Raw genomic sequence first — 25,251 nt, 5'->3', positions numbered from 1 at the left:
GCATGTGCAGTCAATCTTACGCATCACACATACTAAATGATTATAGCACAAGCTTCGTACACATTCAACCTTTAGTTTTGAAATAATTTTGATTACGCACGTTCTACACGAGAGTCTTTTCTTCACGCACTTTTTTGCGGGTCATTTCCAGTAAACCTAACCGCGTCCAACCGACAACATATGATTTAGTCCGATCCTTTTTTAATCTTGCCTCCAGCACAGAAGATACTTCCCTACGATTCTCCTCTTGTTCCATATCGATGAAATCAATGATAATAATACCTCCAATATCACGTACACGTACCAGGCGGGCAATCTCTTCTGCTGCTTCAATGTTAGTTTGGGTCACCGTCTCTTCCAAATTACTGCCGCCCGTAAACTTCCCAGTGTTCACATCCACGACGGTCAATGCCTCCGTATGATCAATGACAATGTAGCCACCACCCTGAAGCCATACCTTTCGTGCAAAATCGCGTTCCAGCTGCTCATGAATGCCATAAGCTTTGAAAATCGTTTCTTCTGCACTGCGAAATATACTTACATGAGCTTTCGCAGAACCAATCTGTTGCAGCATTACCTCTGCATCCTTTGCTTGCTCCTCGCTGTCAATGACCAGTTCATCCTGCTCAGGTGTAAACACATCGCGAATTAAACGCTGAACGATACTCAGATCCCGGTGCAATTCACACGGTGCGGAGTGTTCACCCGCTTTGCGCTGAATAGCCACCCATTGCTTACGTAGTTGATTCAGATCATTTTCAATCGCCTCTATACTCATTTCCTCTGAAACCGTACGAATGATGAGCCCTTCCTCACCCGTGCGTAGCTGCTCTCCCATGGCTTTCAAACGGGCACGTTCTCCCTCACGCTCAATCTTCTTGGATACGGCCACATAATCAGCCCGGGGCATGTATACAATCCAGCGGCCCGGAAGTGAAAAATGAGTGGTCACCCTGGCTCCTTTGCTACCAACCGCCTCTTTTAATACTTGTACTACAATTTCCTGCCCCACCTTTAACAGTTCAGAAATGGACGGCTTTACCTCTGGTTGCTTGTCCAAATGGGCATGAAGTACGTCATCTACATACAAAAAAGCATTTTTTCGCTGTCCAATGTCAACAAAGGCGGCTTGCATTCCTGGTAGCACATTGACCACCCTCGCTTTGAAAAAAGAACCTAGAATTCCCCGTTTTCGCGGTAGTTCAGCCGCATATTCAACCAATCGTCCCTCTTCCAACAGTGCCATTTGGGTCATCTGCTGTTGGCATTGTACAATCATTTGCTTCATGGTTTTTCAACCTCTCTGAATACAGCCTCTTCCTTATTTCATAAACATTATTTGGGTTTGGATTCTCCACCATTTGGCGGACGTGCCGCAAAATAAGAACGTATAAGTCGTTGTTCCGGCAATACAGCTACAATCCGTCCCTGTTCATTCATAACGTAAACCATATGATATCGATCTCTTCTGAAAAGACGCAAAACAGGCTCCAAATGTTTCACGGGCAGGGATACAATAGGTAAGGCAATGCTTCCTTTAGCCGCTTCGCGGTAAAAAAGCTCGTCCCTCCCCAGCAAAAAACGTATAAAACGGTAAGGGATATTCCGATAATCCACAATATTAGAATAAAGCAAAAAAATCCCTACCGCCAGCAGATTTAAATGTAAAGGCTCATCTTGCCTTAATAACGGCGAAATACCATACAGGCAAAATAGCAGACTTGTTATGATACTGGCTCTAAAAGTCCATACTAATGTGCGGTGATAAGAGAAGAATAAGCTAATCAGCGACTGCAATATTTTTCCACCATCAAGCGGTAAAATTGGCAACAAATTAAACAATGCAATAACAGCATTTCCCTGAATTATATAATTTACATAATCATGCTCCAACCCACTCACATTCCTAAGCCACAAAAGAATGATGATCATGATTCCGTTTTGCAGGGGGCCTGCTAGAGCAATGACAATCTCCTTCCACGCATTGAGCTTCCCTTGATCCTCAATGACAGCCACTCCTCCAAAGGGTAACATCTGTATGGAAAGCAACCGCGCCCCCAACAACGAAGCAGCTGTCGCATGACCTAGCTCATGTATAAACACCAGTGTAAATAAGGTCATGATCTCGATAAAATGTCCAGTTAACACAGAGGTCAGCATAACCAGTACAAACAGTGGATGCAGTGATAAGGTCACCCCTCGGACATTAATCAAGGGCTACCACTTCCGACGGGTCAATGTATTGATCCCCTCTTTGAATTGCCAAAAATAAAGTCGCCGCCTCGCTACCGCCGTGACTTGCTGGCAATACACCGATCTCTTCACCCTCCTGAACCCAATCGTTCACTTTTAAGGTAGAGCGTGAGAGCCTTCCGTAAGTTGCTGTGATACCGCCAGTGTGACGAACTGTAACTGAAATCCCACTTTTGGGATGGTTTAATACGTCTAATACACGTCCTGCATCTATACTTTTAACAGCGATTGCCCCGTTATCGGCAACATTCGGCGTAATTTCTACCCCTTTAAGGCTCAGTACAAACGGCTGCGTTATATTGCCTTCAATCGGTGGAGAACCCTTTCGACTTGCGTCTACCTGATTCGTTTCATGCTCCTCGCCAAAAATCGGTAAGAAGGAAGGAGCTCCGTCAAAATAAGTTTTATACCATTGCCCGGCGGCTGCAAAATCCATGTCCTTATTCAAGGCATCCGCGACAAACATTCTCAAATTTACTGCATAGGGAATATCCCAGCGAAATAAGCCCCACACCACTCCAAATAACACTGCTGCTATGACAGTTCTACGCCAAAAGGAACTCCAAAAAGACGGACCACGATTTGCCCCAAAAGATTGCTGCCAACGTTGTCGATCATTTTTCCACTCAGTTTCTGGGTCTCTGGGCGAGTTGACACTGACTACAGGCATCGATTTCATTTCTCTGTACCCGTACCTGTTCTGATCTATGCCTGAGGAATACGCCTCCGCTTTGTTTCCCTCGATTAGCTGCTGTATACGTTCTTTTCTGCGCTGCTTGATTCCGGAATTTTTGTCCATCCTGTTCAGCCCCCTCAGCGAGGTAAGTTTATTACATCTTATGAGGACGGGCTTCAACTTATGTTGTCCGGTTGGGGATTACATACCCTAAAAATCAAAAAAACCGGCGCTAGCGCACCGGATATGTTTTGCATTTATAACATTTATGTAATGATCTAAATTTACGAACCAGAATCATAGAAATTTAAAAAAGCAAACCAAAAACACTTAAATAAGTGGCGACTTATTTAAGTGTCTAGTATTACAAATGAATGCTACTGTAACACTTCCCTTAGAAATCAGTGAAATTATCTCACTAGAAAGGGCCAAGCAACCACCAGCAATAACTTCCTGTTTTCCTTATCCACCCATACCAAAAAACTTCTTAAAGCGTGTCATCACACTCTTCTTCTGGTCCAGCTGCATAAGAGGCACAGTATCGCCCAAGATTCGTCTCGCAATGTTCCGGTAGGCAATCGCTGCCTGCGCATCCGGATTCATAACAGTAGGCTCTCCTGTATTAGCTGCTTTAATTACCATTTCATCATCCGGTACAATCCCAATAAGGTCTATGCTAAGCACTTGTAAAATTCCGTCAATATCTAACATATCTCCGGATTTAACCATACTATTGCGAATGCGGTTAACCACCAACTTAGGTGATATCACATGTGAACTTTCCAGTAAACCAATTACCCGATCTGCATCGCGTACAGCAGCATTTTCTGGAGTAGTCACAACAATTGCCTGATCCGCACCGGCAATGGCATTTTTAAAGCCTTGCTCAATACCCGCAGGGCAGTCGATCAATATATATTCAAAATCCTTTTTAAGCTCCAAAATAATATCCTTAACCTGCTCCGGCGTAACAGCACTTTTGTCCTTGGTTTGAGCAGCTGGTAGCATATACAGCTCCTCAAAACGCTTGTCCTTAACCAGTGCCTGGTTCAGACGGCAACGACCTTCCGCTACATCAACAAGGTCATAAATAATCCGGTTTTCCAGACCCATCACAACGTCTAGATTACGCAAACCGATATCCGTATCCACCAAACACACCTTTTTGCCGAGCAGTGCAAGCGCTGTTCCTATATTGGCTGACGTCGTCGTTTTGCCGACGCCGCCTTTTCCTGAAGTGACGACGATAGCCTCTCCCATGTGCTACACCCCTTTGAACACGTTAAAATCGCGGCCCAGACGCACAATATTGCTCATTTTATCTATTTGCATAGCGCCATCCTTGAGATACGCAAATTCCATGCCGGATTCACGCGTCTCCCATTCATCTGGTGGACGGCTAATCATTTCGGAAATTCGCAGCTGTGTTGGTGCAAAATAGGAGGCCGCGATAATCGCTTCACTATTTCCCTCCATCCCTGCATGCGCCATACCCCGCAGAGCGCCAAGGACATAGATATCACCGGTACAAGTTATAATTCCACCCGGGTTAACATCTCCCAAAAAGAGTAAGTTTCCATCGTGATGAAGCACTTGTCCTGAACGGATAATCCCTGTCATCGTGTGAATGGGGGGCTTGCCCTGCACTACCGCAGGCAATCCGGGTGATTCTACAGACCTGATGAGCAGATTCCCCTTCTGCTTCAAAATCTCCAGAATACTTTCCTTTTGCTCCTCAGTTACTTCCCGACTTCCCAGTTTAATATCCACATGAATGATCGGACCAGTTAAAATATTTTGATGACTGTGCTCCAGCTTAAAACGCAGCTCACCCAGCAAATCCTCAAATTCGCATTGATCGTCCAGCAGGAATACCAGGCCATCTTTGATGCCTTTAATCGTGACATGATTCGATTTCACCGCCATTAGCCTGTCCCTCCTATCTCAATCATTTCGTCCCCGGGACGTCAAATCCCTGCTAACCCGGACAAAATGTGTGTAAAAAGACCTAGACAGTCTCTTCCTTTTTCACACGGGTACCCAAACGCTGCAATTGCTTGCGAACTGGGACATAAATGATGAGGGCGAACAGAAAATGGATAAACAAATCAGGAATCATATACTGAGCAAGTGCCCAATTGAAAGTCTGATGATTCAGTTGAAACAGCTGATCAATGGCAAAAAGCATAGAATCCAGCAGGAAACTACCAATCAATACGGCCGCCATCATAATGGGCATCGGTGCACGTCTAGCAGTAAACACAAGCCCTAATAAGTATGCAGACAACCCCATTGCAAAAGAATAAGGGCCAATGATAAACCCGTAGTACACTACATCATGAATAAGTCCAAAAACAATACCTAGCACCAACGCTGTATGACGGCTGTAATACACAGATACAAACAAAATTACGACATACACAAAATTTGGGACCATTCTTGAATGCCAGCTATCCGGGAGAAGCCACGGAAGAATCGTTCCTTCAGCTATAAACAGGACAAACAGCAGCAGTATCAGAACCTGACCGCGCATCTTCATTATTCCGGTACCTCAGGAGTGTAGAGGACGAGCAGTTCTTTCCAATCCACAAAGCTGGCTGCCGGTTTAATAATGGCTGTCCGTGTTTTGCCGAACTCTCCAACCTGAATTTTCTCCACCGTTCCAATCATTAGATTTTTGCGGAACTTCCCGCCTGCACCAGACGTAATAATCTGATCACCCTTTGCGATTGGATCTTTTTCTTCAATGCGAGTCATTTGAAATGTGTTCGTACCCGGATCATAGCTTTCAATCATACCAAACGATTGATTTTCCTTACCCAAGACTGTCGCTGCAATGGCATAAGAATTCGGATTTTTAGGATCCAATGTAGTCAACAGCGTAACAGTAGACGTAAAATTCCCCGTGCGGCTAATGACCCCAACAAACCCTTCAAGTGAACTGACCTCCTGACCGACCTTGGCTCCGTCCTTCTCACCAATATCAATCACGAGTGTTTTGGAATCATTGCTAACACTGTTCACTTGTGCAACACGATAATCATAATTATTTTTCGCCTTTTGCGTTTGGGTGAACTTCAGTTCATTCTGCAATCTAGCATTTGTTTCAACATAATTATGAGTCTGAATCTGGTCACGAGTCAGCTTGGCCACGGCTATTTTTAAGCGCTCATTTTCTTCGTAAATACTACGCATATTACCGATATCTTCAAAGAAGCCCGCTATTGCTGAAGCGGGCCTGTAAAAGATACCTTGCACAAAGCCAATTGAATCTCTGGCAAACTTCTCGGGCCAGGTTAAGGAATTTCTCTGTCCAAGTGTAATCCCCATAAGGGCAATAAACAGAACGATTCCTATCAATAGAACAAATAGTCTTTTATTGCCAAACAGCTTAAACAGTTCCTACACCCCCGATTCAACGTTTGGAACGGACGGCAGAACTGCTGCGCGATTTGAACAAATGGATATTTTCCAGTGCTCTACCCGTACCGATTGCCACACAATCCAGAGGATTTTCCGCTACGATCACCGGCATTCCGGTCTCACCTGCCAACAGCTTATCCAGGTTGCGCAGTAGTGCTCCACCACCAGTCAGTACAATTCCTCTATCCATGATGTCCGCCGCCAGCTCGGGAGGGCATTTTTCCAATGTTACTTTAACTGCATCCACGATCGCATTAACGGTATCCGATAATGCTTCGCTAATTTCATCGGAGGTAATCGTAATTGTCTTCGGCAAGCCTGTTACCAGATCGCGTCCGCGGATTTCCGATGTTTCCACTTGCTCTAATGGCATAGCTGAACCAACTTCCATTTTCAGTTGCTCAGAAGTCCGTTCACCAATCATCAGGTTGTATTGACGTTTCACGTATTGAATGATGGACTCGTCCATTTCATCGCCAGCTACACGTACAGAACGACTTGTTACGATCCCTCCCAAGGAAATGACCGCAACTTCGGTTGTACCTCCACCGATATCGACAACCATACTGCCTGTAGGCTCCCATACCGGCAGATCAGCGCCAATTGCCGCTGCAAACGGCTCTTCAATCGTGTACGCCTCTCTTGCGCCTGCTTGCTTGGTCGCATCTTCAACAGCACGCTGTTCCACTGCAGTAATGCCCGAAGGCACGCAAACCATCACGTTCGGATGGCGCGGAAACAATGAACGTTGTGCTTGCGCCTGACGGATGAAATATTTGATCATCGTTGCAGTCGTATCAAAATCAGCAATGACTCCATCCTTCATTGGACGAATTGCACGGATATTTCCCGGTGTGCGACCGATCATTTTTTTCGCAGATTCCCCAACAGCCTCAATGGTTTTTGTATCTGTACGCAAAGCAACTACAGATGGTTCACGAACCACGATTCCCTTACCTCTTACGTATACAAGCGTGTTTGCCGTCCCCAAGTCAATTCCCAAATCTTTTGTAAAGCCACCCAGCATGATGTTAATCTCCTTTTCTCTTCCCTGAAATCTGTTATCCCTGTATAAACGGTTTATTCAGGCCGGTTTATTCGGTCATGTTTAAATGTTTGATTTAAATATTATATTATATCAGACCTTGTTCCTTCAAACTTACAAAGGTCCCGTCCCCGATCACAATATGATCAAGCACGTCGATGCCCACGATGTTGCCCGCTTCCATCAGGCGGCGAGTCAACTGGACATCTTCCGGGCTTGGCTTCGGATCACCGCTCGGATGGTTATGAGCGCAAATAATCGAAGCACTGCTGCACTTGATTGCAGCCCGAAATACTTCACGAGGATGCACGATGGCGGAATTCAGGCTGCCCATAGATAGCGTTTCCTGAGCAATGACATGGTTTTTGGTATTTAAAAACAGGCAGACAAAATGCTCTTTCTGCAAATAGCGAAGCTGTTCAAACAGCAGATCTGCCACATCCCGTGGGCAACTAATTACCGGGGTCTCCAAGTGGCGTGACAATGCTAATCGACGCCCGAGTTCGATCCCCGCTTTTAGCTGTATCGCTTTAGCATTTCCAATGCCCTTAATCTGGGTCAACTCGCTCAGACTCATATCCACCAGTTGACGCAAATTCCCTGCTTGCTGCAAAATACGCTGCGCTAAATGCAGAGATGATTCACTTTGTGTTCCTGTACGCAGTAGTATTGCTAGCAACTCCGCGTTGCTCAAGGCATCCGCCCCATATGTCATCATGCGCTCTCTTGGTCGTTCTTCATGGGGGAGGTCGCGAAGCATCAGTATTGGCGACTCCAGCATATGTTTATCCCCTTTTATGGACGCAGCACATTCACTCCAAAATCGGACAGCATGTCCGACAGCAAAGAAAGCGGCAATCCTACGACGTTAAAATAACAACCCTGAATAGATTCCACCAACGTAGCACCCATGCCTTGAATGCCATACGATCCTGCTTTGTCAGACGGTTCACCAGTATTTACGTATGCCACAATTTGCTCTTGGTTCAGAGGCTTCATTGTGACCTCCGTTTGGCGATGTCTAACAAGCATCTTGCCGGTTCCGGTATGTATGCAGGCTACCCCAGTGTACACACGGTGTGTTCTTCCCTGCAATGCAGTCAACATACGAACCGCGTCCGCATGGTCAGCAGGCTTGCCCAATACCGAATCCTCCAGCACGACAATCGTATCACTGCCAATCACCAATCCAGCTTCCTCGGACTGTGCGGCAGTGCGCACGACCGCTTCGGCTTTGCGGGCCGCAAGGGTCTCCACGATTTGCTGAGGCGTCCAGCTCTCAGGCGTGCTTTCATCCGCATGACTCGGCACCACCTCAAAGGGGAGTCTCAAATATGCGAGTAATTCCTTCCTTCTTGGTGAAGTCGATGCCAGAATAATGCGGGGCGTAATTTTCCCGTCCATAAGGGAAGCTCCTTTTCATCAGTTAGAGCCTGCGATACAGCCAGAATGCGGCGATGATGCCGATCAGACTAAGCAGGCTCAATTCAAAATTTATCGTTATGTTGTAGCTGATAATATCCAGATCCGCTCTCGGCGACCAGGATATCGTAGTGGGGTGGGTCAGAAAGGAAAGGACTTTGACCGATTGAAGGGCCTTAGCAATCCAGGCACCCAAAAGCCAACCGAGCAACAAAAACAGTATAAGCATTCCTACATTTTTTTTCATCCTGATCTTCCCTCGCCATTTTTTGACACCTTCATTATTATACGGTGATTTGTACTGCAATACAAACAGAAATCCGGCATGGGGAACTATTTCCAGTTCCTTGCCGGAAAGTATGGTTAGTCTACTGTTTTATGAATTGGATAAATTCCTTCTCACGCAAAACATATTCCATCATGGAGGACTGAATCTCCCAAATGTGTTCCTTGGCTGTGTTCTTGTTATATTCTCCAAGTGCAGAGACTGCGCTGTTCATCGCCTTTTCAAGCGAAGTTGCGGTGGCAGCCGCTTCCTTCGGAAGACCAGTGGGAAGTGCAGCGATATTTTGTGTCCACTGCTGATGCAGGTCGTTCAGCTCGCTCATGTCGGAGGCTGGCACCGTATTTGGGCCTTCTTCTCTGAGCAAAGTTGAGGAAAGTCCGCTCAGCTTGCCCACTAATGAGTTGCTTAACTGAAAAAAGGTAGTGAGTTTATCACCATTACCTCCGTAAGCCGCTTTTTCGAATCCGGGTAATTCGAGCTCGCGGACATACAATTCCACTCCTTGTGTCTTCAATTGATTACTAAGCAACTTGGCTTGCTCCCTATCCGACGATATTCCTGCATATACTCGGTTTTGATCCTCGCTATCCCCTCCTGCTGCAATGCCTGCCTTCAACAGTTCTTCCTTTGCCTGTAAAGCCCTCTCTGGAGTGCTGAAAACCCCGTATTGCAGCAAGTAATAGGTTTGTGGAGACACTTGAGTCGCTACGACGGCGACAGGGGCAGAATTCTCTTTTGCAGACGTTGTATCGACATCAACAGATTCTTTGAAAACGGGTACAGCCTCATTATCCAAAGAATCAGATCCCGGGACCATACTACCTCCGTTAAACAGTAACAACATAATATATCCGAACATGCCCCCAGTCACCAACGCACTGGCTACAGAACCGATTAATCTCCATCTGGAAGGGTGAGGTGGACGCCTTCTATACTCTTGACCGGAATAATAGGCCTCCTCAACATCATCCTCTTCTGGACTTTCCGGTAGAACGTCCGCATCTGACCAGGAAGCTGCCGAACGACCAAAAGGGTCGTCCCATCCCTCTTGTACCCTCAATGTTGGAGTAAAGCGCCGAGTTGCAGTGCGTTTATTCGTCTCCACAGGTTTGCCGAGCTCTGAATGTTGTGTAGTTCGAGTATGTTTCTCCATACTACTAGTCCGTTCCATTCCTTTACGCTGGTTATCAGTTTGATAAAGCTCATCATCGTGGTGTAACTCCGTATCTCTAATCATGTCACGCTGTCCGTTCGTAAACGACTCATTTTTGTTCGGAAGCACCTGTAGCTTATCCTCCCGGCTTGTTTCCGGCAACTGTTGATCGAACCGGAATGTCATCTTGGCCTTGTTCATGGATGCACTCCCTCCTTGTCCCATACTTCCTCATAGTCTGTTGTATGAGTCAAGCTGAGGAAATATGCCACGGCATTACAAAAAAAGGTATCCCGAAACACTTTCGTGCTCGGAATACCCTTCAAAGCTATAATTCATTGGCGTAACAGCCCATGTTTATACCTATTACACTTGTTGCCCGCGAAGATGGCGTGCTAACGCGTCGCCAGCTTTCCAAATATCCCCTGCTCCCATTGTCAGCACTAGATCACCCGGCTGTAACCGATCTTTCAGCTCTTCGATCACGGCTTCTTTGGTCGGTAAATAGATTGCATTCGCATTGCTGTTTTGGACGATTAAATCCACCAGTTTGGAAGAATGCACACCTTCAATCTGTTTTTCTCCCGCTGGTGAATAAATATCGGTAATGATCACTTCATTAGCCTCGCTAAACGCACGGCTGAACGCATCCAGCAGGAAAAAGGTACGACTGTAGCGTTGTGGCTGGAACACGGCAATAATACGCTTGCCAGTTGCTCTCGCTGCACTGATCGTTGCCTCAATCTCTGTTGGGTGATGCGCATAGTCATCAATAATCAAAATGTCATTGCCTTCACCTAGCACTTGAAAACGACGTTTTGCTCCGTGAAATTCCACAATAGTTGCAGCAATTTGATCAAATGGAATCCCTGCTTCCAAACATGAAATCACGGTAGCCATCGCATTATACATGTTATGTTTACCCGGTACAGACAATTCAATCGTTCCGAGTGCTGTTCCCTTACGACTCATCGTAAAGCTTAATCGGCGGTCACCTAGTTGGATATCTGTCGCCATGTAATCCGCTTCATGCTCTACCCCATAAGTAATGACCCGAGTTTGGAGCTGAGGCAACATCTCTCGGATGTTCTGATCATCTGCACATACAATAGCTGCTCCATCCGGCCGAATTTGACTCAAAAACTGTACGTAAGCACTTTTCAGCCGATTAAAATCGCCATCGTAATTTTCCAAATGATCCGCTTCAATATTAGTTACGATACCCTGCCAAGGATGATATTGCAGGAAAGAACCATCGCTCTCATCCGCCTCGGCAACGACAAACTCGCTTTTACCTGCTTTGGCGTTCGTTCCCAAATTCGTGATTTCGCCGCCAATAATATACGTTGGATCAACGTTACATCTCTCCATAACCAGAGCGATCATGGAAGAGGTTGTCGTTTTCCCGTGCGCACCCGCAACCGCTATTCCCTTACGTTCGTTAAGCAAGCGAGCCAGCATCTGCGAACGGTGCAGTGTTGGAATATTCAATTCTTCCGCTGCCACCCGCTCTACATTGTCACGTGACAATGCTGTTGAATAGACAACAATATCTGCGCCTGCAATATGTTCAGGCGTGTGTCCAATATATATTTTTGCGCCTTTTGCCGCCAGTTTTTCTGTCAGCTCCTGTGATGCCACATCTGAGCCAGTCACGGTATATCCCATCTCCAGCATGACCCGAGCAATCGCGCTCATCCCGTAGCCGCCGATACCGATAAAATGAACATGTTCCGAAGTAATCAACAAATTTCACCAACCTTTTTCCGAATCGGTTTGATACATAAGGGTAGCCCGTACATCCGCAATAAGATACAGCGTGCCGGACACCACCCCCAGATCTTCCGCTTCCGTATGTGACTGAAACAGGCTTAAAGCCTTTTTCCAGTCACCTTCTACAATAATTTTTAAATCCGTTTTGGCATAAGACGGCCGCAGCTTCTCCACGAGATGAGCCAAATCAGCGGCATTCATTTTGCGGCGAAAATCGGGCTCGGTCAGGATAAGCGTATCCACTAGTGGCAGTATATGCTGCAAGTATGCCTCATGATGCTTGTTTGACAGCATTCCCATCATTAAAACCAATTTTTTGTACGAATACACTTGTGGGAGACTCTTGGCCAGCGTCTGAGCCCCTTCTGGATTATGAGCCCCATCAAGGACAATTCTCGGCGAGGTACTGACTTGTTCGAGACGCCCTGCCCAGGCAGCTTGCCTAAAGCCCTCCAACAGATCCGCATCATCCAACACAAAAGCCATATACTGACGTAGGACTTCAAGTGCCATCATAGCTCCTGCCGCATTAGAACATTGATGCTCGCCTAACAACGTGATGTCGATTTCCATATGCCGGAAGGGTCCAGCGAATGAAAAGGTCTGACCTGTTTCATTCCCATTTAACCGTTCATACGTAAATTGTTCTCCTGCCAGGTACAAGGTAGCTCCTTGCTTGGTCGCCGTTTCACGTATGACCTGAATAGCCTCGGGCTGGGAAACACAACTGACGACAGGTACACCCGGCTTGATGATCCCAGCCTTTTCTCTTGCAATCTGTTCCAGTGTATCTCCCAAAATGTCCGTATGGTCATAGCCGACATTCGTAATAACCGAGACGATAGGACTCACGATATTAGTTACATCCATCCTTCCCCCGAGACCTGTCTCCCATACCACAACATCTGGAAAAGCTACCGTAGCATAGTACAAAATAGCCAACGCTGTGGACACCTCAAACATCGTGGGTGATCCCAACTCACTATCAGCGATTTCTTTCACCAACGGATACAAGCGATTGGCGAGTGAAACCAGCGTTTCATCTGGAATATCGGTCCCGTTGAATTGAAAACGGTTCGTAAATCGGGTGATGTACGGAGAAGTAAAGGTCCCAACATCGTATCCACATTTCAGAAGCACAGAGGTTAGAAAGGCACAAGTCGAGCCCTTACCGTTGGTTCCCGCAATATGAATAAATTTCAGATGTCGTTGGGGATCACCCAGTCTACTCATCAGCTGTTCGATTCGTTCCAGTCCGGGTCTAATGCCAAACGGAATCAACCCGTTAATCCATTCCACTGCTTCATCATAACTTTGTAAAGGGGCTATGTCGCCGCCCCTGATCGTATCTGACATCCTCTTCACCTTCAGGTCATTTTATTGTGAGTGAAATTATCCCTTGAGTTCTTCAATACGTGCGATAACTTTAGCGCGCTTATCTGAGTAATCGGCTTGCTTGGCCTTCTCTTCCTCAATGACTTTGGCTGGTGCCTTTGCCACGAAGCCTTGGTTGGAAAGCTTTTTCTCCACGCGCTCCACTTCACTGTTCAAATGCTGAAGTTCTTTTTCGAGTCTGCTAATTTCCTGGGCAATATCTAGCAGTCCGGCTAACGGCAGGTATAGCTCTGCGCCGCTAACAATAGATGTCATGGCTTTGTCTGGAGCGGTGAACTCTAATCCCGCGTCGAATTCAGACGTATTACAGAATCGACGTACATACTCCCCATTGCGGTTAATGATATCAAGAACGGCTTGATCGCCGGGTTTTATGAGCAATTCAATTTTTTTACTCATCGGCACGTTGACTTCAGCGCGGATATTGCGCACAGCACGAATCACGTCGATCAGCAAATTCATTTCAGCGACCGCATCCTTATCCTCGAAAGCAGGATCGTAAGCAGGCCAAGCAGCTAGTGTGATCGTTTCTCCCTCATGCGGAAGATGCTGCCATATTTCCTCGGAGATAAAAGGCATGAACGGATGAATCATGCGCAGTGTCCGATCCAAAACATAAGCAAGGACGGATTGTGTTTTCTTTTTCGCCTCTGCATTATCGCCATATAGGGAAAGCTTCGCAAACTCAATGTACCAGTCGCACAAATCATCCCAAATAAAGTTGTACAGAAGGCGGCCTGTCTCGCCAAATTCATAAGCATCTATTAGACGCGTGATGTCGCGTGAAGTTTCGTTTAGACGGTGCAGAATCCAACGATCAACGGTGCTCAAGTCACCGGTAATGTCTATATCTGCCGCAGTGACGCCTTCCAGATTCATCAGCGCAAAACGTGATGCATTCCAGATTTTATTGGCAAAGTTACGCGCCTGCTCCACACGTTCCCAGCGGAAACGAAGGTCTTGTCCAGGCGTGCTGCTGGTGGAGATCATATAACGCATAGCATCGGTACCATATTGTTCGATCACATCGAGCGGATCAACACCATTGCCCAGGGATTTGGACATTTTTCTTCCGTCCGCATCACGAACCAGACCGTGCATAAGTACGTCCTTGAACGGAATCTCTTCCGTAAATTCCAGCGCGGTAAAAATCATACGCGATACCCAGAAATAAATAATGTCGTAGCCTGTAACTAGAACATTAGTCGGATAATAGCGTTTGAGATCCTCTGTCTGCTCAGGCCAACCCAGGGTCGAAAACGGCCACAAAGCAGAGCTGAACCAAGTATCGAGTACATCCTCATCCTGTTTGAGCTTTCTACCGGCATATTCAGGCAAAGTGGTAGGGTCCTCCGCTGATACAATCACTTCTCCGGTTTCTTCATCATACCAAGCCGGAATACGGTGTCCCCACCATAATTGACGGGAAATACACCAATCTCGCACATTTTCAATCCAATGCAGATAAGTACGCTCAAAGCGATCCGGCACAAAGTTTACACCGTTGCCAGCCTTCTGTGCTTCAATCGCCTTAGCTGCCAGAGGCTTCATTTCCACGAACCATTGCGTGGACAGATAAGGTTCTACAACTACACCTGAACGCTCACTATGGCCTACTTGGTGTACATGCTCTTCAATACGAATTAGTACACCCTGCTCTTTCAAATCAGCGACGATTTGCTTACGGCAATCGCTGCGATCCAGTCCCTGATATTTGCCTGCTTCAGCATTCATGGTTCCCGTCTCGTCCATCACCGTAATTTGTGGCAACTGGTGACGTTGTCCCATTTCAAAGTCATTCGGATCGTGAGCCGGTGTGATTTTAACAGCGCCGCTACCGAAATCTTTATCCACATAGTCATCCGCAATGACCGGAATTTCACGCCCAATGATTGGAAGCACAAGCGTTTTGCCGATCATTTGCTTGTAGCGTTCATCTTCCGGATGTACAGCTACAGCCGTATCGCCCAGCATCGTTTCAGGACGTGTGGTGGCTACAGTAATAAATCCGCTACCGTCTTTCAGTGGGTATTGCAGGTGATACAGATTTCCATTCACCTCTTTGTATTCCACCTCAATATCCGACAACGCAGTACGTGCAGCAGGGTCCCAGTTAATGATGCGTTTACCGCGATAAATCAGGCCCTTTTTGTACAGTTTAACGAATACTTCGCGTACCGCTTTGGACAGTCCCTCATCCAATGTAAAACGTTCACGGGAATAATCGAGAGAAAAGCCCATTTTTTCCCATTGGTTGTGGATATTGTCCAGATAAAGATCCTTCCACTCCCACACTTTTTCCAAAAACTTCTCACGGCCCAAATCATAGCGAGTCAGGCCTTCTTCACGCAGCTTCTGCTCTACTTTTGTTTGAGTAGCAATACCTGCATGGTCTGCCCCTGGCAGCCACAAGGCATCATAACCCTGCATCCGCTTGGCGCGGATAATAATATCCTGCAAAGTAAAGTCAAGAGCATGTCCAATATGCAACATACCCGTAACATTGGGTGGTGGAATAACGATTGTAAAAGGCTCTGCCTCTGGATGTTGCCCGGCGCGGAAATAGCCCTTCTCCATCCACGTTTTGTACCATTTTTGTTCTGCTGATTTGGGATCATACGTTGTTGGCATTTCCAAGGTTGTCTTGTTGTCTTGTTCTGACATATCAGGATACCTCCATGATTTTTCAATTGGCAAATAAAAAAAGCCCTTCATCCTCAAAGGACGAAAGGCTGTTCTCTCGCGGTACCACCTTTGTTTCACCCCTAGTGTATGTATCCACTGATCCATTACACATGGTGTGACACTTTATGCAGATAACGGTTGCGGACCGGCCTTATTCTACCGTGAACCTCTTACCTTCCGAAGGAATGAAATGAGGAACCGTTCAAACAGGCGACTCCCGGGTGACTTCGGCCAGTAGCTTCCTGCGGAACCTCACAGCGCTGCAATTCCACTCTCTGAAGGGCTTGCTGCCTACTCTTCCCGATCTCAGTCTTTCAATAACTATACCACATCATACATTTCCCATTGACTATAGTCAACACCCATTTCTCATTGACTATAGTCAGCACTTCGTCGCATGTTTCAGCAACCGAATCAAGGGATGTACAATACTTGCCCTTCTTCTACATGATGCTCTGCCAATCTGTTATACAATTGAAGCTCCCGTGTGCTGAGTTGATAACGGTCTGCTATCGTTTCCAGTGTATCCTCGCGCTGTACAATGCATAACCTTACCTTGCGGAAAGGCGTTTCATCCTGTGTATGGAAAAAAAGATTTTTCCACTTGGCATCCTCACGCTCTTCGTCGACTTTCTGATCCTGACCTTGCGGTTCATGTTCCAGTTGCTGCTGGTGTTCCGCTTCTTTTACCGAACGGCTGGATTGAAGCAATGATGAGTAGACAACCGGGTCCGGCTCGTCTGCTCCTTCATCCTTTTTACTGTTAAAAGCCACGCGCATCTCTGGCTTTTCCTCAGTAAAGGTATCATGAACTTCATGGTTTACCTGTTCTGACGCCTCAGGCCTGAAGTCAAAATCATTCCCCTGACTTGCTTCCAACTGCGGCTCCAAATAAATCTCCGACTCTGTGTCAGAATGCGGCTCCGACAGCAAAGAGTCGTATGTTACATTGGGAGATGTAGAAGATACTTTAGGCTCATCTCCTACCGTCCCTACTGCCTCTTGCTGAATTCCCCACACTTCCGGTGACTCCTGCTCATGCTTCACTTCGGAAGAACTGTCTTCAATTGCTTTTCCCGTCCATGGCTCATAATATCGATTCGGATCTACTATCGGGTCATAAGTCTGCTGCTCCAATGATGACTTCTGTTCAAGTTGATCCTCTGACGACTGTTCCCAGTAAGCTGACTCCTGTTGCGCTGCTACTGTGTATGAAGTTTCCGAGTCTGTATAGTTGTTGAATGCCGAGTCTTGGGTAGAATAGGCCTCTTCGTGACGATGCTCTCCATCGCCAGAAAGAGATGAAGCTGGATGCTCAGGCGCATGCACTACAGTAAACTCCTCATCCAGCCAAACCGCTGTCTCCTCTGCATGAGAGCTTTCCACCCCATGCAAAGAAAGAACCCCTGTAATGTTTAGACTGCGTAAAGAGAGCAGGTCCACATCAAAATTTTCAATCTCCACGGAGATATCTTCCAATCTTCCTACCCGATTTAGCGGAATGGTAATTTCCACAGGGATCAAATGATGAAGCTCGCTCGTGATCTGTTCAGGTGTGCGGTACACGCCCTCCAGCAGCAAATGCCCTCGCAAAGCGGCATGGTCGCCGTGGGTTACAACCTGAATGCGTGGCAGAAGCTCAATTTCCTCCAACTCGGCAATCCCGGCAGCTTCCTCCGTCAAATGAATGCGTTCATAAATATCAAAACGCAAGCCTTGCGGCTGATCATTCTGTTGTTTATTCAAGGATGGCATCCTCCTTTGGGCAGCCTCCGCACATCCTCTGACTCGTGTCAGGCGCACGGAAACTCCATATTGCAAACCGTTTCTAGGTTCAAGTATATGCGCCAAAATAGAAGGCATGCCATCTTTTATAGCTGTTTGTGCAGCTTTTGAAAATCATCCGGCCAAGCATCCTCCACGGTTATCGTTTCGCCGCTCAGCGGATGACAGAAGGTAAGGCGCTCTCCGTGAAGGGCCTGCCTACCAAAATCAACAGCACGACCGCCGTATAATACGTCCCCAAGCAAAGGATAGCCAGCATGACTAAGATGTACGCGTATCTGGTGCGTCCGGCCTGTCTCCAGCGTCAGATACACGAGACTGACCGCACTCGGACCACTCCCCCATACTTCACCAACTTCCACATGGGTAACCGCCTTCTGCCCGGTTGGGGATACACGGCGGCGCTGTTTATGATGCCTATCCTTGCCAATTGGCCAATCCAACGTCCGCAGCGATGGAGGTACTTTCCCTCGTACCAAAGCTACATAACGACGACCGATGTCCTTAGCTCGCATTTGTTCGTCCAGCTTGAGCAACGCAAATTCATTTTTGGCATATAGCACCGGGCCTGTCGTGTCCACATCCAGACGATGTACATGCCGTACTGCTGTATGAATGTCGTTAATTTCATAATAGGATGCGACAGCATGATCCAACGTCAGCGGACCATCCTTTATACCACCGTCTGGATGGACCGCCATACCCGCTGGTTTGTGTACGACCAAGCAAAAATCATCCTCGTATAGTATCTTCAAATCATACCAACGTGGGATGACGCCGAGGTCCACTACAGGAAAAAGGGCCAGCCGCAGCCGGTCCCCTGTAAGTTCAATCCCTTTTTCATGCCGTAGCCTGCGCCACAGCTTGTCTGGTAATCCCAGACGGTTCAACAACCAGCGGTCCACAGCTTCAGCGCGATTTTCATCAGTTGCAATTTCTCGCCCCGGTGTGACTTCCAGCCACGGTCCTCTTCTTTTCCAGGTGCCTTTCCAACTCATAGACGTTTGAGCGCGCGATAGTTCGCTTCAATGGTAGCATCAATATCCTCAACTGTATGCACACCTGATACGAACATGCCCTCAAATTGAGATGGAGCTACACTAACGCCCTCATTCACCATTTCAGTAAAGTAACGGCGGAAGTGGTCCTGATTACTCGTTTTAGCAGTGTCAAAATTGACAACCTTCTCGTCTGTGAAGAACGGACACACCATAGAACCTACACGGTTGATCGTGACAGGAATCCCCAGCTCTCGCGCGTTACGTTCGAATCCGGCCTGAAGTCGTGCTGCCCGCTCTTCCAAGCGATCATATACTTCTGGTGTCAGCAATTTAAGCGTCGAATAACCTGCTGCCATAGCCAGCGGATTTCCGCTAAGCGTACCCGCTTGATAGATGGGGCCAGATGGCGCGATTTGCTCTAGAATGTCGCGACGACCGCCATATGCACCTACAGGTAAGCCACCACCAATCACTTTGCCTAGACACGTAAGATCCGGCGTCACACCAAAGCGCCCTTGAGCGGAATGAAGTCCCACCCGGAATCCAGTCATCACTTCATCAAAAATTAGTAGACTTCCGTGCTGCTGGGTTACCTCACGCAAACCTTCCAAAAATCCAGGCTGTGGTGGTACAACACCCATATTGCCAGCTACCGGCTCGACAATAATAGCAGCAATCTCTTCACCAAATTTCTCAAAAGCCAGCTTCACCGATGCCAAATCATTATAAGGGACGGTGATTGTATGTGTGGCCACGACTTCAGGTACACCCGGACTATCAGGTAGACCTAAGGTCGCAACACCAGAGCCCGCTTTAATCAGCAAGCTGTCCGCATGACCGTGATAAGAGCCTTCAAATTTAAGAATTTTGCTACGTTTTGTAAATCCACGCGCGAGTCGTATCGCACTCATCGTCGCCTCGGTTCCCGAGTTGACCATGCGAACAATGTCCATAGAAGGAACACGCTCACATACGAGCTTCGCCATTTCCGTTTCCGCCAACGTTGGGGCTCCGAAGCTGGTTCCTTTTACAACAGCAGCCTGTAAAGCTTTAACCACTTCGGGATGCGCATGGCCCATAATAAGCGGTCCCCATGAACATACATAGTCTAGATAGGATTGACCGTCGATATCATATACACGCGATCCTTCTCCACGATCGATATATACCGGTGTTATACCTACGGATTTAAAAGCTCGAACCGGACTGTTCACGCCACCCGGAATATACTGTTTTGCCTCATCAAAAGCTGCTTTGGAACGCGTATCCTTGCGTACTGTTCGTTGTTCGTCGATCATTCTAATCACTCCTGTCTTCTAAAAAATACACTTATTGCTTCAACCATCTTGCCGCATCCTTGGCAGAATAGGTAATAATCATATCCGCACCGGCACGCTTCATGCTTGTCAGAATCTCCAGTACCATCGCTTTTTCATCAATCCAGCCTTGGAGGGCTGCCGCTTTGACCATTGCATATTCACCACTGACGTTGTAAGCCACCATAGGCAAATCAAATTGGTCTTTAATGGTGCGCATTACATCCAGATAAGAAAGAGAAGGCTTCACCATCAGCATGTCCGCACCCTCCATCACGTCAGACTCCGCTTCCCGCAACGCCTCACGTGCATTGGCAGGGTCCATCTGATAGGATTTGCGGTCACCGAACTGCGGCGCAGAATCAGCAGCTTCCCGAAAAGGACCATAAAAGGCAGACGCATATTTAACGGAATACGACATAATCGGAATATGTGAAAAACCTTCCAGATCTAGTCCTTGCCGAATCGCCTGTACAAAACCGTCCATCATATTAGAAGGAGCGATAATATCTGCACCGGCTCTCGCCTGAGAAACGGCTGTACGTACCAGCACCTCCAGAGATTCATCATTCAATACTTCACCGCATACCTCACCATCATGCTCATGCATGTGCACCATACCGCAGTGTCCATGGTCCGTAAACTCACACAAGCAAGTGTCTGCCACGACCAGCAGTTCGGGATAACGTGACTTGATCAAACGAGTAGCTTCCTGAACAATACCGTTGTCCACAAAAGCTGAAGTCCCTACACTGTCTTTGGTTTCTGGTATGCCAAACAGGAGCACAGCAGGAATGCCAAGCTCACTAATTTCTTTCAGCTCTTCTTCCAGCCGATCCAAAGAAAAACGGTATACGCCTGGCATGGAGCTAATCTCCTGTTTCACTCCAGTACCAAATGTTACGTAGATCGGTTGGATAAAGTCTGCCGGATTCAATACCGTTTCACGCACCATGCTGCGAATGGCAGCCGACTGGCGCAAACGACGATGTCTAGTAAAAGGGACACTCATAGTTACAAACCTCCATTTTTTTATACATTCATTTGTAAAAATTAAAATTTATAATGTCATAACCGTACTTGATTGTTTCCAGTCACATAGCGATTGAATTAGACTTTCAATGGTCGCCTTCTCTGACATCAAACTGACAGTCAAGCCAGCTTGGGTTGCTGTCTCACCAGTCAAGGGACCGATCACAGCGATCGTAACTCCCTCCAGCAGGGAGACTGGATCACTGATCCCCATTTGTCTGAGGGCTTCCAGGAAAAAGGTTACGGTTGAGGAACTGGTAAAAGTAATCGCATGAATGGCACGCTCCTCCAGCAACTTGAGCAGTTCATCATCCTGTGTGTTGGCCGCCAACACCGTTTGATACAAATCTGCCTCGGTCACACGAAGTCCCATTTCCCTCAGCTGATCTGGCAGCCAGGAGCGAGCGAGATCACCTCTTGGAAGAAATACGTTTTGCCCTGCTTGCAAATCTTGCTCAAACGCTTCAAGTAAACCCTCTGCCTGAAAAGGACCTTCGATCTGTTCTGCTACAATCCCGTGCGCCCGAAGCGCGTCTGCTGTAGCTGGTCCGACCGCGGCAATACGAGCTTTGTATAGCGCACGTACATCCTTGCCCTGTTCCTTTAAGTGAGTGAAAAAGTACTCCACTCCGTTAACGCTGGTAAAAAACACCCAGTCATATTCAGGAAGCCGCGCAAACGCCTCTTTGATTTTCTGTTTTGCCTGCTCGTCCGAAGGGACGACGGTCTGGATAACTGGGAACTCATAAGGTTCGCCTCCAAGCTCCTCAATCCGGTGAACCAGACTGCTGGCCTGCGCGCGTGCGCGAGTAACCAAAATTCGCTTCCCGAACAAAGGCATATCCTCTGCCCATTTTAACTGTTCACGCTGATTGACCACTTCTCCGACAACGATGACGGCGGGCGGTTGGAAATTCGCTGCCTTCACCTTGGCTTCAATATCCGCCAGCGTACCCACTAGCGTATCTTGCTCGGCGCGGGTCCCCCAACGGATCAATGCAACTGGAGTATCGGACGGCTTACCGTGCTTTATCAGCTGATCACTGATATAGCCGATCTTCGCTACACCCATCATAAAGATCAGTGTCCCCGTTGCGTTCGTTACTTTATCCCAATGAATACTTTTATCGAGTTTATCCGGACTTTCATGACCTGTAATAATAGACAGCGACGAAGCCATATCCCGATGTGTAACGGGAATGCCTGCATAGGCAGGCACGCTGATAGCTGATGTGATGCCAGGTATGATTTCATAGGAAATGCCGTGTTTACGCAGCAGCCCGGCTTCCTCGCCGACTCGACCAAAAATGGTGGGGTCTCCCCCTTTGAGCCGGACGACTGTCTTTCCTTCCAAAGCTAAATCCACCAGCAGCTGATTAATTTCTTCTTGCTTCATGGTGTGACGATCTGGCAGCTTGCCGACATATATTTTTTGGGCCCCTGGCTTCATCAGCCCCAAGAGGCGAGGGCTTGCCAGTCTGTCATACACAATGACATCGCCCAGTTGAATGCACTCCCAACCCTTAACCGTAATTAATCTTGCATCTCCGGGTCCTGCACCTACTAAATATACCTTTCCCACCATTCCATTATCCCCTCACCTGCGCCAGAATCTGTTCCGCTCCTTTGGCTATCAAACTGGCCGCCACCGCTTCTCCCAGCTTCTGCGGATCATTTCCCTGGAGCGTTTCCTTCAAAATAACCTCGCCATCTGGCGAGCCTACCATCCCTGTGAGACTGATTTCTTGACCAGCCCAGACTGCATGAGCGCCGATTGGCACTTGGCATCCCCCATTTAACACACCCAGAAAAGTTCGTTCTGCCTCAACCGTAGCCGAGGTATCCTGGTGGTTGTAGAGACGCAGCAATGCCAACAGCTCTTCATCGCTCGCACGGCATTCAATACCGAGCGCTCCCTGTCCCACTGCCGGCAAACATGCCTCCTCTGGTATATAGGACGTGATTCGGTCTTTCCAGCCCATCCGGTGCAAGCCTGCTGCTGCCAAAATGATGGCGTCAAAACCTTCCGTCTCCAGCTTTTTCAGACGGGAATCAATATTGCCACGTACTGGCTCCAATTGTAGATCAGGACGCATGGACTTGATTTGACTGGCTCTGCGCAAGCTGCTTGTGCCCACCTTGGCTCCTGAAGGCAAATCCTCCAGACTCTTGGCGCCCAATGTGATTAGGCAATCGCGTGGGTCCTCACGGCGCGGTACAGCGCCATTGACAAGACCCTCCGGCAATTCGGACGGCATATCCTTCATACTATGTACTGCCATATCAATTTCACCAGCCAGCATGGCCTGTTCAATCTCTTTGACAAAAAGCCCTTTGCCACCCACTTTGGACAAGGTTACATCCAATATCCGATCACCCTTGGTCAGGATTTTTTTGATGACAAATTGCAAATCCAATCCATGCTCCGCGCACAGCGCATTCAAATCCTCAATGACATGCCCGGTCTGAGTTAACGCCAGAGCGCTCTGTCTGCTGCCTACCACAATTGTTCGCATGTTATTCCTCCTGATTTTGCGCAATCCATAAATCTATTTCTTTTTCGGTCCAAGCCATAAATTCATGACGTCGTATTTGTTCCAAAATTCCGCTACTCGCCAAGCGTCTTAATAGTTTGGTCCTTTGCTGTGGGGAACTTATCTTGCGTTTGATGATCTGCCGCATATCGTGCATGAAATCCAGATAAGGCTCATATTCGCTACCGAACAACGTATCCAAGGCTGATGTAATATTAGCGGTCACAGCGGGGCCTGCCCCTTCTGTGGAAATACTAATCGTCAGTCTCCCTCGTCGGATGATACCCGGCGTTATAAAATCTCCCTCTTCCGAGCGATCCGCCACATTTACCAGTATACCCCTTTGTCTGGCCTCATGCGCAACCTTATTATTCACTTCTCTCTGGTTCGTAGCGGCATATACAAGAAAGGCTCCCTGGAGGTCACCCTCGCGATATACGCGATTTACCCAGTGGAGCTGCTTGTGATCGGCCAGAACCTGTAAATCCGGCGTTATATTCGGGCTAATGACGGTAATGGACGCCCCACTTTCCATCATCCCCTTAACCTTTCGTTCCGCAATCCTGCCGCCGCCTACAACACAACAGAGCTTATTGTTACAATTCAACGAAATCGGGACAAAATGCTGCAAGTGGCTTTTCACTCTCCCGTCCACTGATGAAATACAGACCAGGAATTCAGCAAAAAATTAAGAATTAGTAGCGTGTAGCCAACCAAAGACCACTTTGCCATGACAAGGCCTGAACGCTGGTTCAATCTTTTGCTCACTAAAAATACAATATACACGCATAAGGCAATCGCTGTCATCAGCACTTTGGTATCTAGTAAAAGACGCCAACGTTCCTCGGCAATAATAGAAATGACAGCCACGACAATAGAAACTCCCAGCAGAGGAGTACCAATTAATAGCGCCATATGTGTATACCGATCCATCATTTCCAGACTCGGCAGGCGCTTGATCGTGTCATTCCATTTCTTTACTTTCAATTTACGATGCAAAAACAGATACAATCCCGAAAATACAGCTGCTACCGTCATTGCGACAAATCCAAGATTAGCCAGCGCAATATGAATCAGAAGCAGCCCATGTACGGTATGCCAATTTCCAAGCGGGTTGTCGATCGGCTCCATCCAGATATTGTTGAGCACAAGAACAGCAAAGCTAATGATATTAAGCAGCAATACCGCAAATTCCGATCGCTGATAACGTGACAGAAACAAAGAAATCAGCACCAGAATAAATGAGAACAGAAACAGAAAGTCGTAGGTCACGAAAATGGGAAGATGCCCTTCATTCCAGGTTCTCATTCCCATAAAAACAAGTTGGAGCACTACAACGACAAGAAGAAGCCCTGTACCTGTCCGTTTAGCATTCGCATTGCGACGAATTCCATCCGAAAATACAAACAGAAGGCTCAGGGCAAAAACATAAATCATTGAATCATATATAAGCATGCCTGAGGCCATGTCTG

At 47.4% G+C, this 25,251-nt stretch carries 23 protein-coding genes and 2 other annotated features (1 of these 25 only partly in view); all 23 genes read right to left on the bottom strand.

Going from position 1 to position 25,251, the window contains the following annotated elements:
- Positions 1-7: a sequence feature (ribosomal protein L21 leader region), on the bottom strand; it reaches 80 nt to the left of the window's first position.
- A gap of 96 nt (positions 8-103) precedes the next feature.
- Positions 104-1,288 carry an Rne/Rng family ribonuclease gene (locus BN1546_RS17490; RefSeq protein ID WP_040103047.1) on the bottom strand — a complete coding sequence of 395 codons (1,185 nt, stop codon included), beginning with the start codon at positions 1,286-1,288 and terminating at the stop codon, positions 104-106.
- Positions 1,289-1,335: 47 nt separating this feature from the next.
- Positions 1,336-2,214 carry a M50 family metallopeptidase gene (locus tag BN1546_RS17485; protein WP_013372666.1) on the bottom strand — a complete coding sequence of 293 codons (879 nt, stop codon included), beginning with the start codon at positions 2,212-2,214 and terminating at the stop codon, positions 1,336-1,338.
- On the bottom strand, positions 2,207-3,052 hold the full coding sequence (locus BN1546_RS17480; protein WP_090738425.1) for a peptidoglycan DD-metalloendopeptidase family protein: 846 nt from the start codon (positions 3,050-3,052) through the stop codon (positions 2,207-2,209). The genes BN1546_RS17485 and BN1546_RS17480 overlap by 8 nt, the downstream gene beginning before the upstream one ends.
- Positions 3,053-3,391: 339 nt before the next feature.
- Entirely contained in the window at positions 3,392-4,189 is a 798-nt protein-coding gene (minD, locus tag BN1546_RS17475; RefSeq protein WP_013372668.1) for a septum site-determining protein MinD, read from the bottom strand.
- Positions 4,190-4,192: 3 nt separating this feature from the next.
- Positions 4,193-4,855, bottom strand: a complete 663-nt coding sequence (gene minC, locus BN1546_RS17470; protein WP_090738424.1) for a septum site-determining protein MinC — start codon at positions 4,853-4,855, stop codon at positions 4,193-4,195.
- Positions 4,856-4,937: 82 nt separating this feature from the next.
- A complete protein-coding gene (gene mreD, locus BN1546_RS17465; RefSeq protein ID WP_013372670.1) occupies positions 4,938-5,468 on the bottom strand; it encodes a rod shape-determining protein MreD in 531 nt (176 codons plus the stop codon).
- Entirely contained in the window at positions 5,468-6,289 is an 822-nt protein-coding gene (gene mreC, locus BN1546_RS17460) for a rod shape-determining protein MreC (RefSeq protein ID WP_013372671.1), read from the bottom strand. The genes mreD and mreC overlap by 1 nt, the downstream gene beginning before the upstream one ends.
- 55 nt (positions 6,290-6,344) lie before the next feature.
- On the bottom strand, positions 6,345-7,379 hold the full coding sequence (locus tag BN1546_RS17455) for a rod shape-determining protein (protein ID WP_013311600.1): 1,035 nt from the start codon (positions 7,377-7,379) through the stop codon (positions 6,345-6,347).
- Positions 7,380-7,485: 106 nt separating this feature from the next.
- A complete protein-coding gene (gene radC / locus BN1546_RS17450; RefSeq protein ID WP_013372672.1) occupies positions 7,486-8,178 on the bottom strand; it encodes a RadC family protein in 693 nt (230 codons plus the stop codon).
- 14 nt (positions 8,179-8,192) lie between these two features.
- A complete protein-coding gene (locus tag BN1546_RS17445) occupies positions 8,193-8,801 on the bottom strand; it encodes a Maf family protein (RefSeq protein ID WP_013372673.1) in 609 nt (202 codons plus the stop codon).
- A gap of 22 nt (positions 8,802-8,823) precedes the next feature.
- The gene (locus BN1546_RS17440; RefSeq protein ID WP_013372674.1) at positions 8,824-9,066 is read right to left on the bottom strand and encodes a DUF4321 domain-containing protein; all 243 of its coding nucleotides are present in this window, start codon (positions 9,064-9,066) and stop codon (positions 8,824-8,826) included.
- A gap of 121 nt (positions 9,067-9,187) precedes the next feature.
- Positions 9,188-10,459 (bottom strand): SPOR domain-containing protein, encoded by a 1,272-nt coding sequence (locus tag BN1546_RS17435; protein WP_058830519.1) that lies wholly within the window; start codon positions 10,457-10,459, stop codon positions 9,188-9,190.
- A 165-nt stretch (positions 10,460-10,624) separates the two neighbouring features.
- Positions 10,625-12,004, bottom strand: a complete 1,380-nt coding sequence (murC, locus tag BN1546_RS17430; protein WP_058830530.1) for a UDP-N-acetylmuramate--L-alanine ligase — start codon at positions 12,002-12,004, stop codon at positions 10,625-10,627.
- Between the two features lie 6 nt (positions 12,005-12,010).
- Complete coding sequence (locus tag BN1546_RS17425) at positions 12,011-13,387, bottom strand: bifunctional folylpolyglutamate synthase/dihydrofolate synthase (protein ID WP_090738423.1); 1,377 nt, start codon at positions 13,385-13,387, stop codon at positions 12,011-12,013.
- A gap of 36 nt (positions 13,388-13,423) precedes the next feature.
- On the bottom strand, positions 13,424-16,090 hold the full coding sequence (locus BN1546_RS17420) for a valine--tRNA ligase (protein WP_013372679.1): 2,667 nt from the start codon (positions 16,088-16,090) through the stop codon (positions 13,424-13,426).
- 53 nt (positions 16,091-16,143) lie between these two features.
- Positions 16,144-16,428 (bottom strand) — a binding site (T-box leader).
- A gap of 97 nt (positions 16,429-16,525) precedes the next feature.
- The gene (locus tag BN1546_RS17415; protein WP_090738422.1) at positions 16,526-17,857 is read right to left on the bottom strand and encodes a LysM peptidoglycan-binding domain-containing protein; all 1,332 of its coding nucleotides are present in this window, start codon (positions 17,855-17,857) and stop codon (positions 16,526-16,528) included.
- Positions 17,858-17,982: 125 nt separating this feature from the next.
- Positions 17,983-18,894, bottom strand: a complete 912-nt coding sequence (locus BN1546_RS17410) for an RluA family pseudouridine synthase (protein WP_090738421.1) — start codon at positions 18,892-18,894, stop codon at positions 17,983-17,985.
- The gene (gene hemL, locus BN1546_RS17405) at positions 18,891-20,195 is read right to left on the bottom strand and encodes a glutamate-1-semialdehyde 2,1-aminomutase (protein ID WP_058712267.1); all 1,305 of its coding nucleotides are present in this window, start codon (positions 20,193-20,195) and stop codon (positions 18,891-18,893) included. Before hemL ends, BN1546_RS17410 begins: the two co-directional genes overlap by 4 nt.
- Before the next feature lie 31 nt (positions 20,196-20,226).
- A complete protein-coding gene (hemB, locus tag BN1546_RS17400; RefSeq protein WP_013372683.1) occupies positions 20,227-21,225 on the bottom strand; it encodes a porphobilinogen synthase in 999 nt (332 codons plus the stop codon).
- Positions 21,226-21,273: 48 nt separating this feature from the next.
- Positions 21,274-22,830, bottom strand: coding sequence for a uroporphyrinogen-III C-methyltransferase (gene cobA / locus BN1546_RS17395; protein ID WP_025678459.1), 1,557 nt, complete (start codon positions 22,828-22,830; stop codon positions 21,274-21,276).
- 4 nt (positions 22,831-22,834) lie between these two features.
- Positions 22,835-23,761, bottom strand: coding sequence for a hydroxymethylbilane synthase (gene hemC / locus BN1546_RS17390; protein ID WP_013372685.1), 927 nt, complete (start codon positions 23,759-23,761; stop codon positions 22,835-22,837).
- 1 nt (position 23,762) lies between these two features.
- On the bottom strand, positions 23,763-24,410 hold the full coding sequence (locus BN1546_RS17385) for a precorrin-2 dehydrogenase/sirohydrochlorin ferrochelatase family protein (protein WP_090738420.1): 648 nt from the start codon (positions 24,408-24,410) through the stop codon (positions 23,763-23,765).
- 8 nt (positions 24,411-24,418) lie between these two features.
- The gene (gene ccsA / locus BN1546_RS17380; RefSeq protein WP_013372687.1) at positions 24,419-25,246 is read right to left on the bottom strand and encodes a cytochrome c biogenesis protein CcsA; all 828 of its coding nucleotides are present in this window, start codon (positions 25,244-25,246) and stop codon (positions 24,419-24,421) included.
- Positions 25,247-25,251 lie beyond the last annotated feature (5 nt).

The sequence above is a fragment of the Paenibacillus sp. Mc5Re-14 genome (genome assembly GCF_001049835.1).
Lineage (GTDB): Bacteria > Bacillota > Bacilli > Paenibacillales > Paenibacillaceae > Paenibacillus > Paenibacillus polymyxa_C.
The sequence above is the reverse complement of the archived record's forward strand: the minus strand, read 5'-3'. Positions and strand labels throughout refer to the sequence as shown.

Excerpts from the sequence above, each read along its gene's own strand:
- BN1546_RS17410 (WP_090738421.1), bottom strand. The coding sequence starts at position 18,894 with ATGAGTTGGAAAGGCACCTGGAAAAGAAGAGGACCGTGGCTGGAAGTC.
- BN1546_RS17435 (WP_058830519.1), bottom strand. The coding sequence starts at position 10,459 with ATGAACAAGGCCAAGATGACATTCCGGTTCGATCAACAGTTGCCGGAA.
- mreD (WP_013372670.1), bottom strand. The coding sequence starts at position 5,468 with ATGAAGATGCGCGGTCAGGTTCTGATACTGCTGCTGTTTGTCCTGTTT.
- radC (WP_013372672.1), bottom strand. The coding sequence starts at position 8,178 with ATGCTGGAGTCGCCAATACTGATGCTTCGCGACCTCCCCCATGAAGAA.
- minC (WP_090738424.1), bottom strand. The coding sequence starts at position 4,855 with ATGGCGGTGAAATCGAATCATGTCACGATTAAAGGCATCAAAGATGGC.
- BN1546_RS17490 (WP_040103047.1), bottom strand. The coding sequence starts at position 1,288 with ATGAAGCAAATGATTGTACAATGCCAACAGCAGATGACCCAAATGGCA.
- minD (WP_013372668.1), bottom strand. The coding sequence starts at position 4,189 with ATGGGAGAGGCTATCGTCGTCACTTCAGGAAAAGGCGGCGTCGGCAAA.
- BN1546_RS17420 (WP_013372679.1), bottom strand. The coding sequence starts at position 16,090 with ATGTCAGAACAAGACAACAAGACAACCTTGGAAATGCCAACAACGTAT.
- BN1546_RS17425 (WP_090738423.1), bottom strand. The coding sequence starts at position 13,387 with ATGTCAGATACGATCAGGGGCGGCGACATAGCCCCTTTACAAAGTTAT.
- BN1546_RS17480 (WP_090738425.1), bottom strand. The coding sequence starts at position 3,052 with ATGGACAAAAATTCCGGAATCAAGCAGCGCAGAAAAGAACGTATACAG.
- BN1546_RS17440 (WP_013372674.1), bottom strand. The coding sequence starts at position 9,066 with ATGAAAAAAAATGTAGGAATGCTTATACTGTTTTTGTTGCTCGGTTGG.
- BN1546_RS17455 (WP_013311600.1), bottom strand. The coding sequence starts at position 7,379 with ATGCTGGGTGGCTTTACAAAAGATTTGGGAATTGACTTGGGGACGGCA.
- hemC (WP_013372685.1), bottom strand. The coding sequence starts at position 23,761 with ATGCGAACAATTGTGGTAGGCAGCAGACAGAGCGCTCTGGCGTTAACT.
- cobA (WP_025678459.1), bottom strand. The coding sequence starts at position 22,830 with ATGGTGGGAAAGGTATATTTAGTAGGTGCAGGACCCGGAGATGCAAGA.
- hemB (WP_013372683.1), bottom strand. The coding sequence starts at position 21,225 with ATGAGTGTCCCTTTTACTAGACATCGTCGTTTGCGCCAGTCGGCTGCC.
- hemL (WP_058712267.1), bottom strand. The coding sequence starts at position 20,195 with ATGATCGACGAACAACGAACAGTACGCAAGGATACGCGTTCCAAAGCA.
- BN1546_RS17445 (WP_013372673.1), bottom strand. The coding sequence starts at position 8,801 with ATGGACGGGAAAATTACGCCCCGCATTATTCTGGCATCGACTTCACCA.
- ccsA (WP_013372687.1), bottom strand. The coding sequence starts at position 25,246 with ATGGCCTCAGGCATGCTTATATATGATTCAATGATTTATGTTTTTGCC.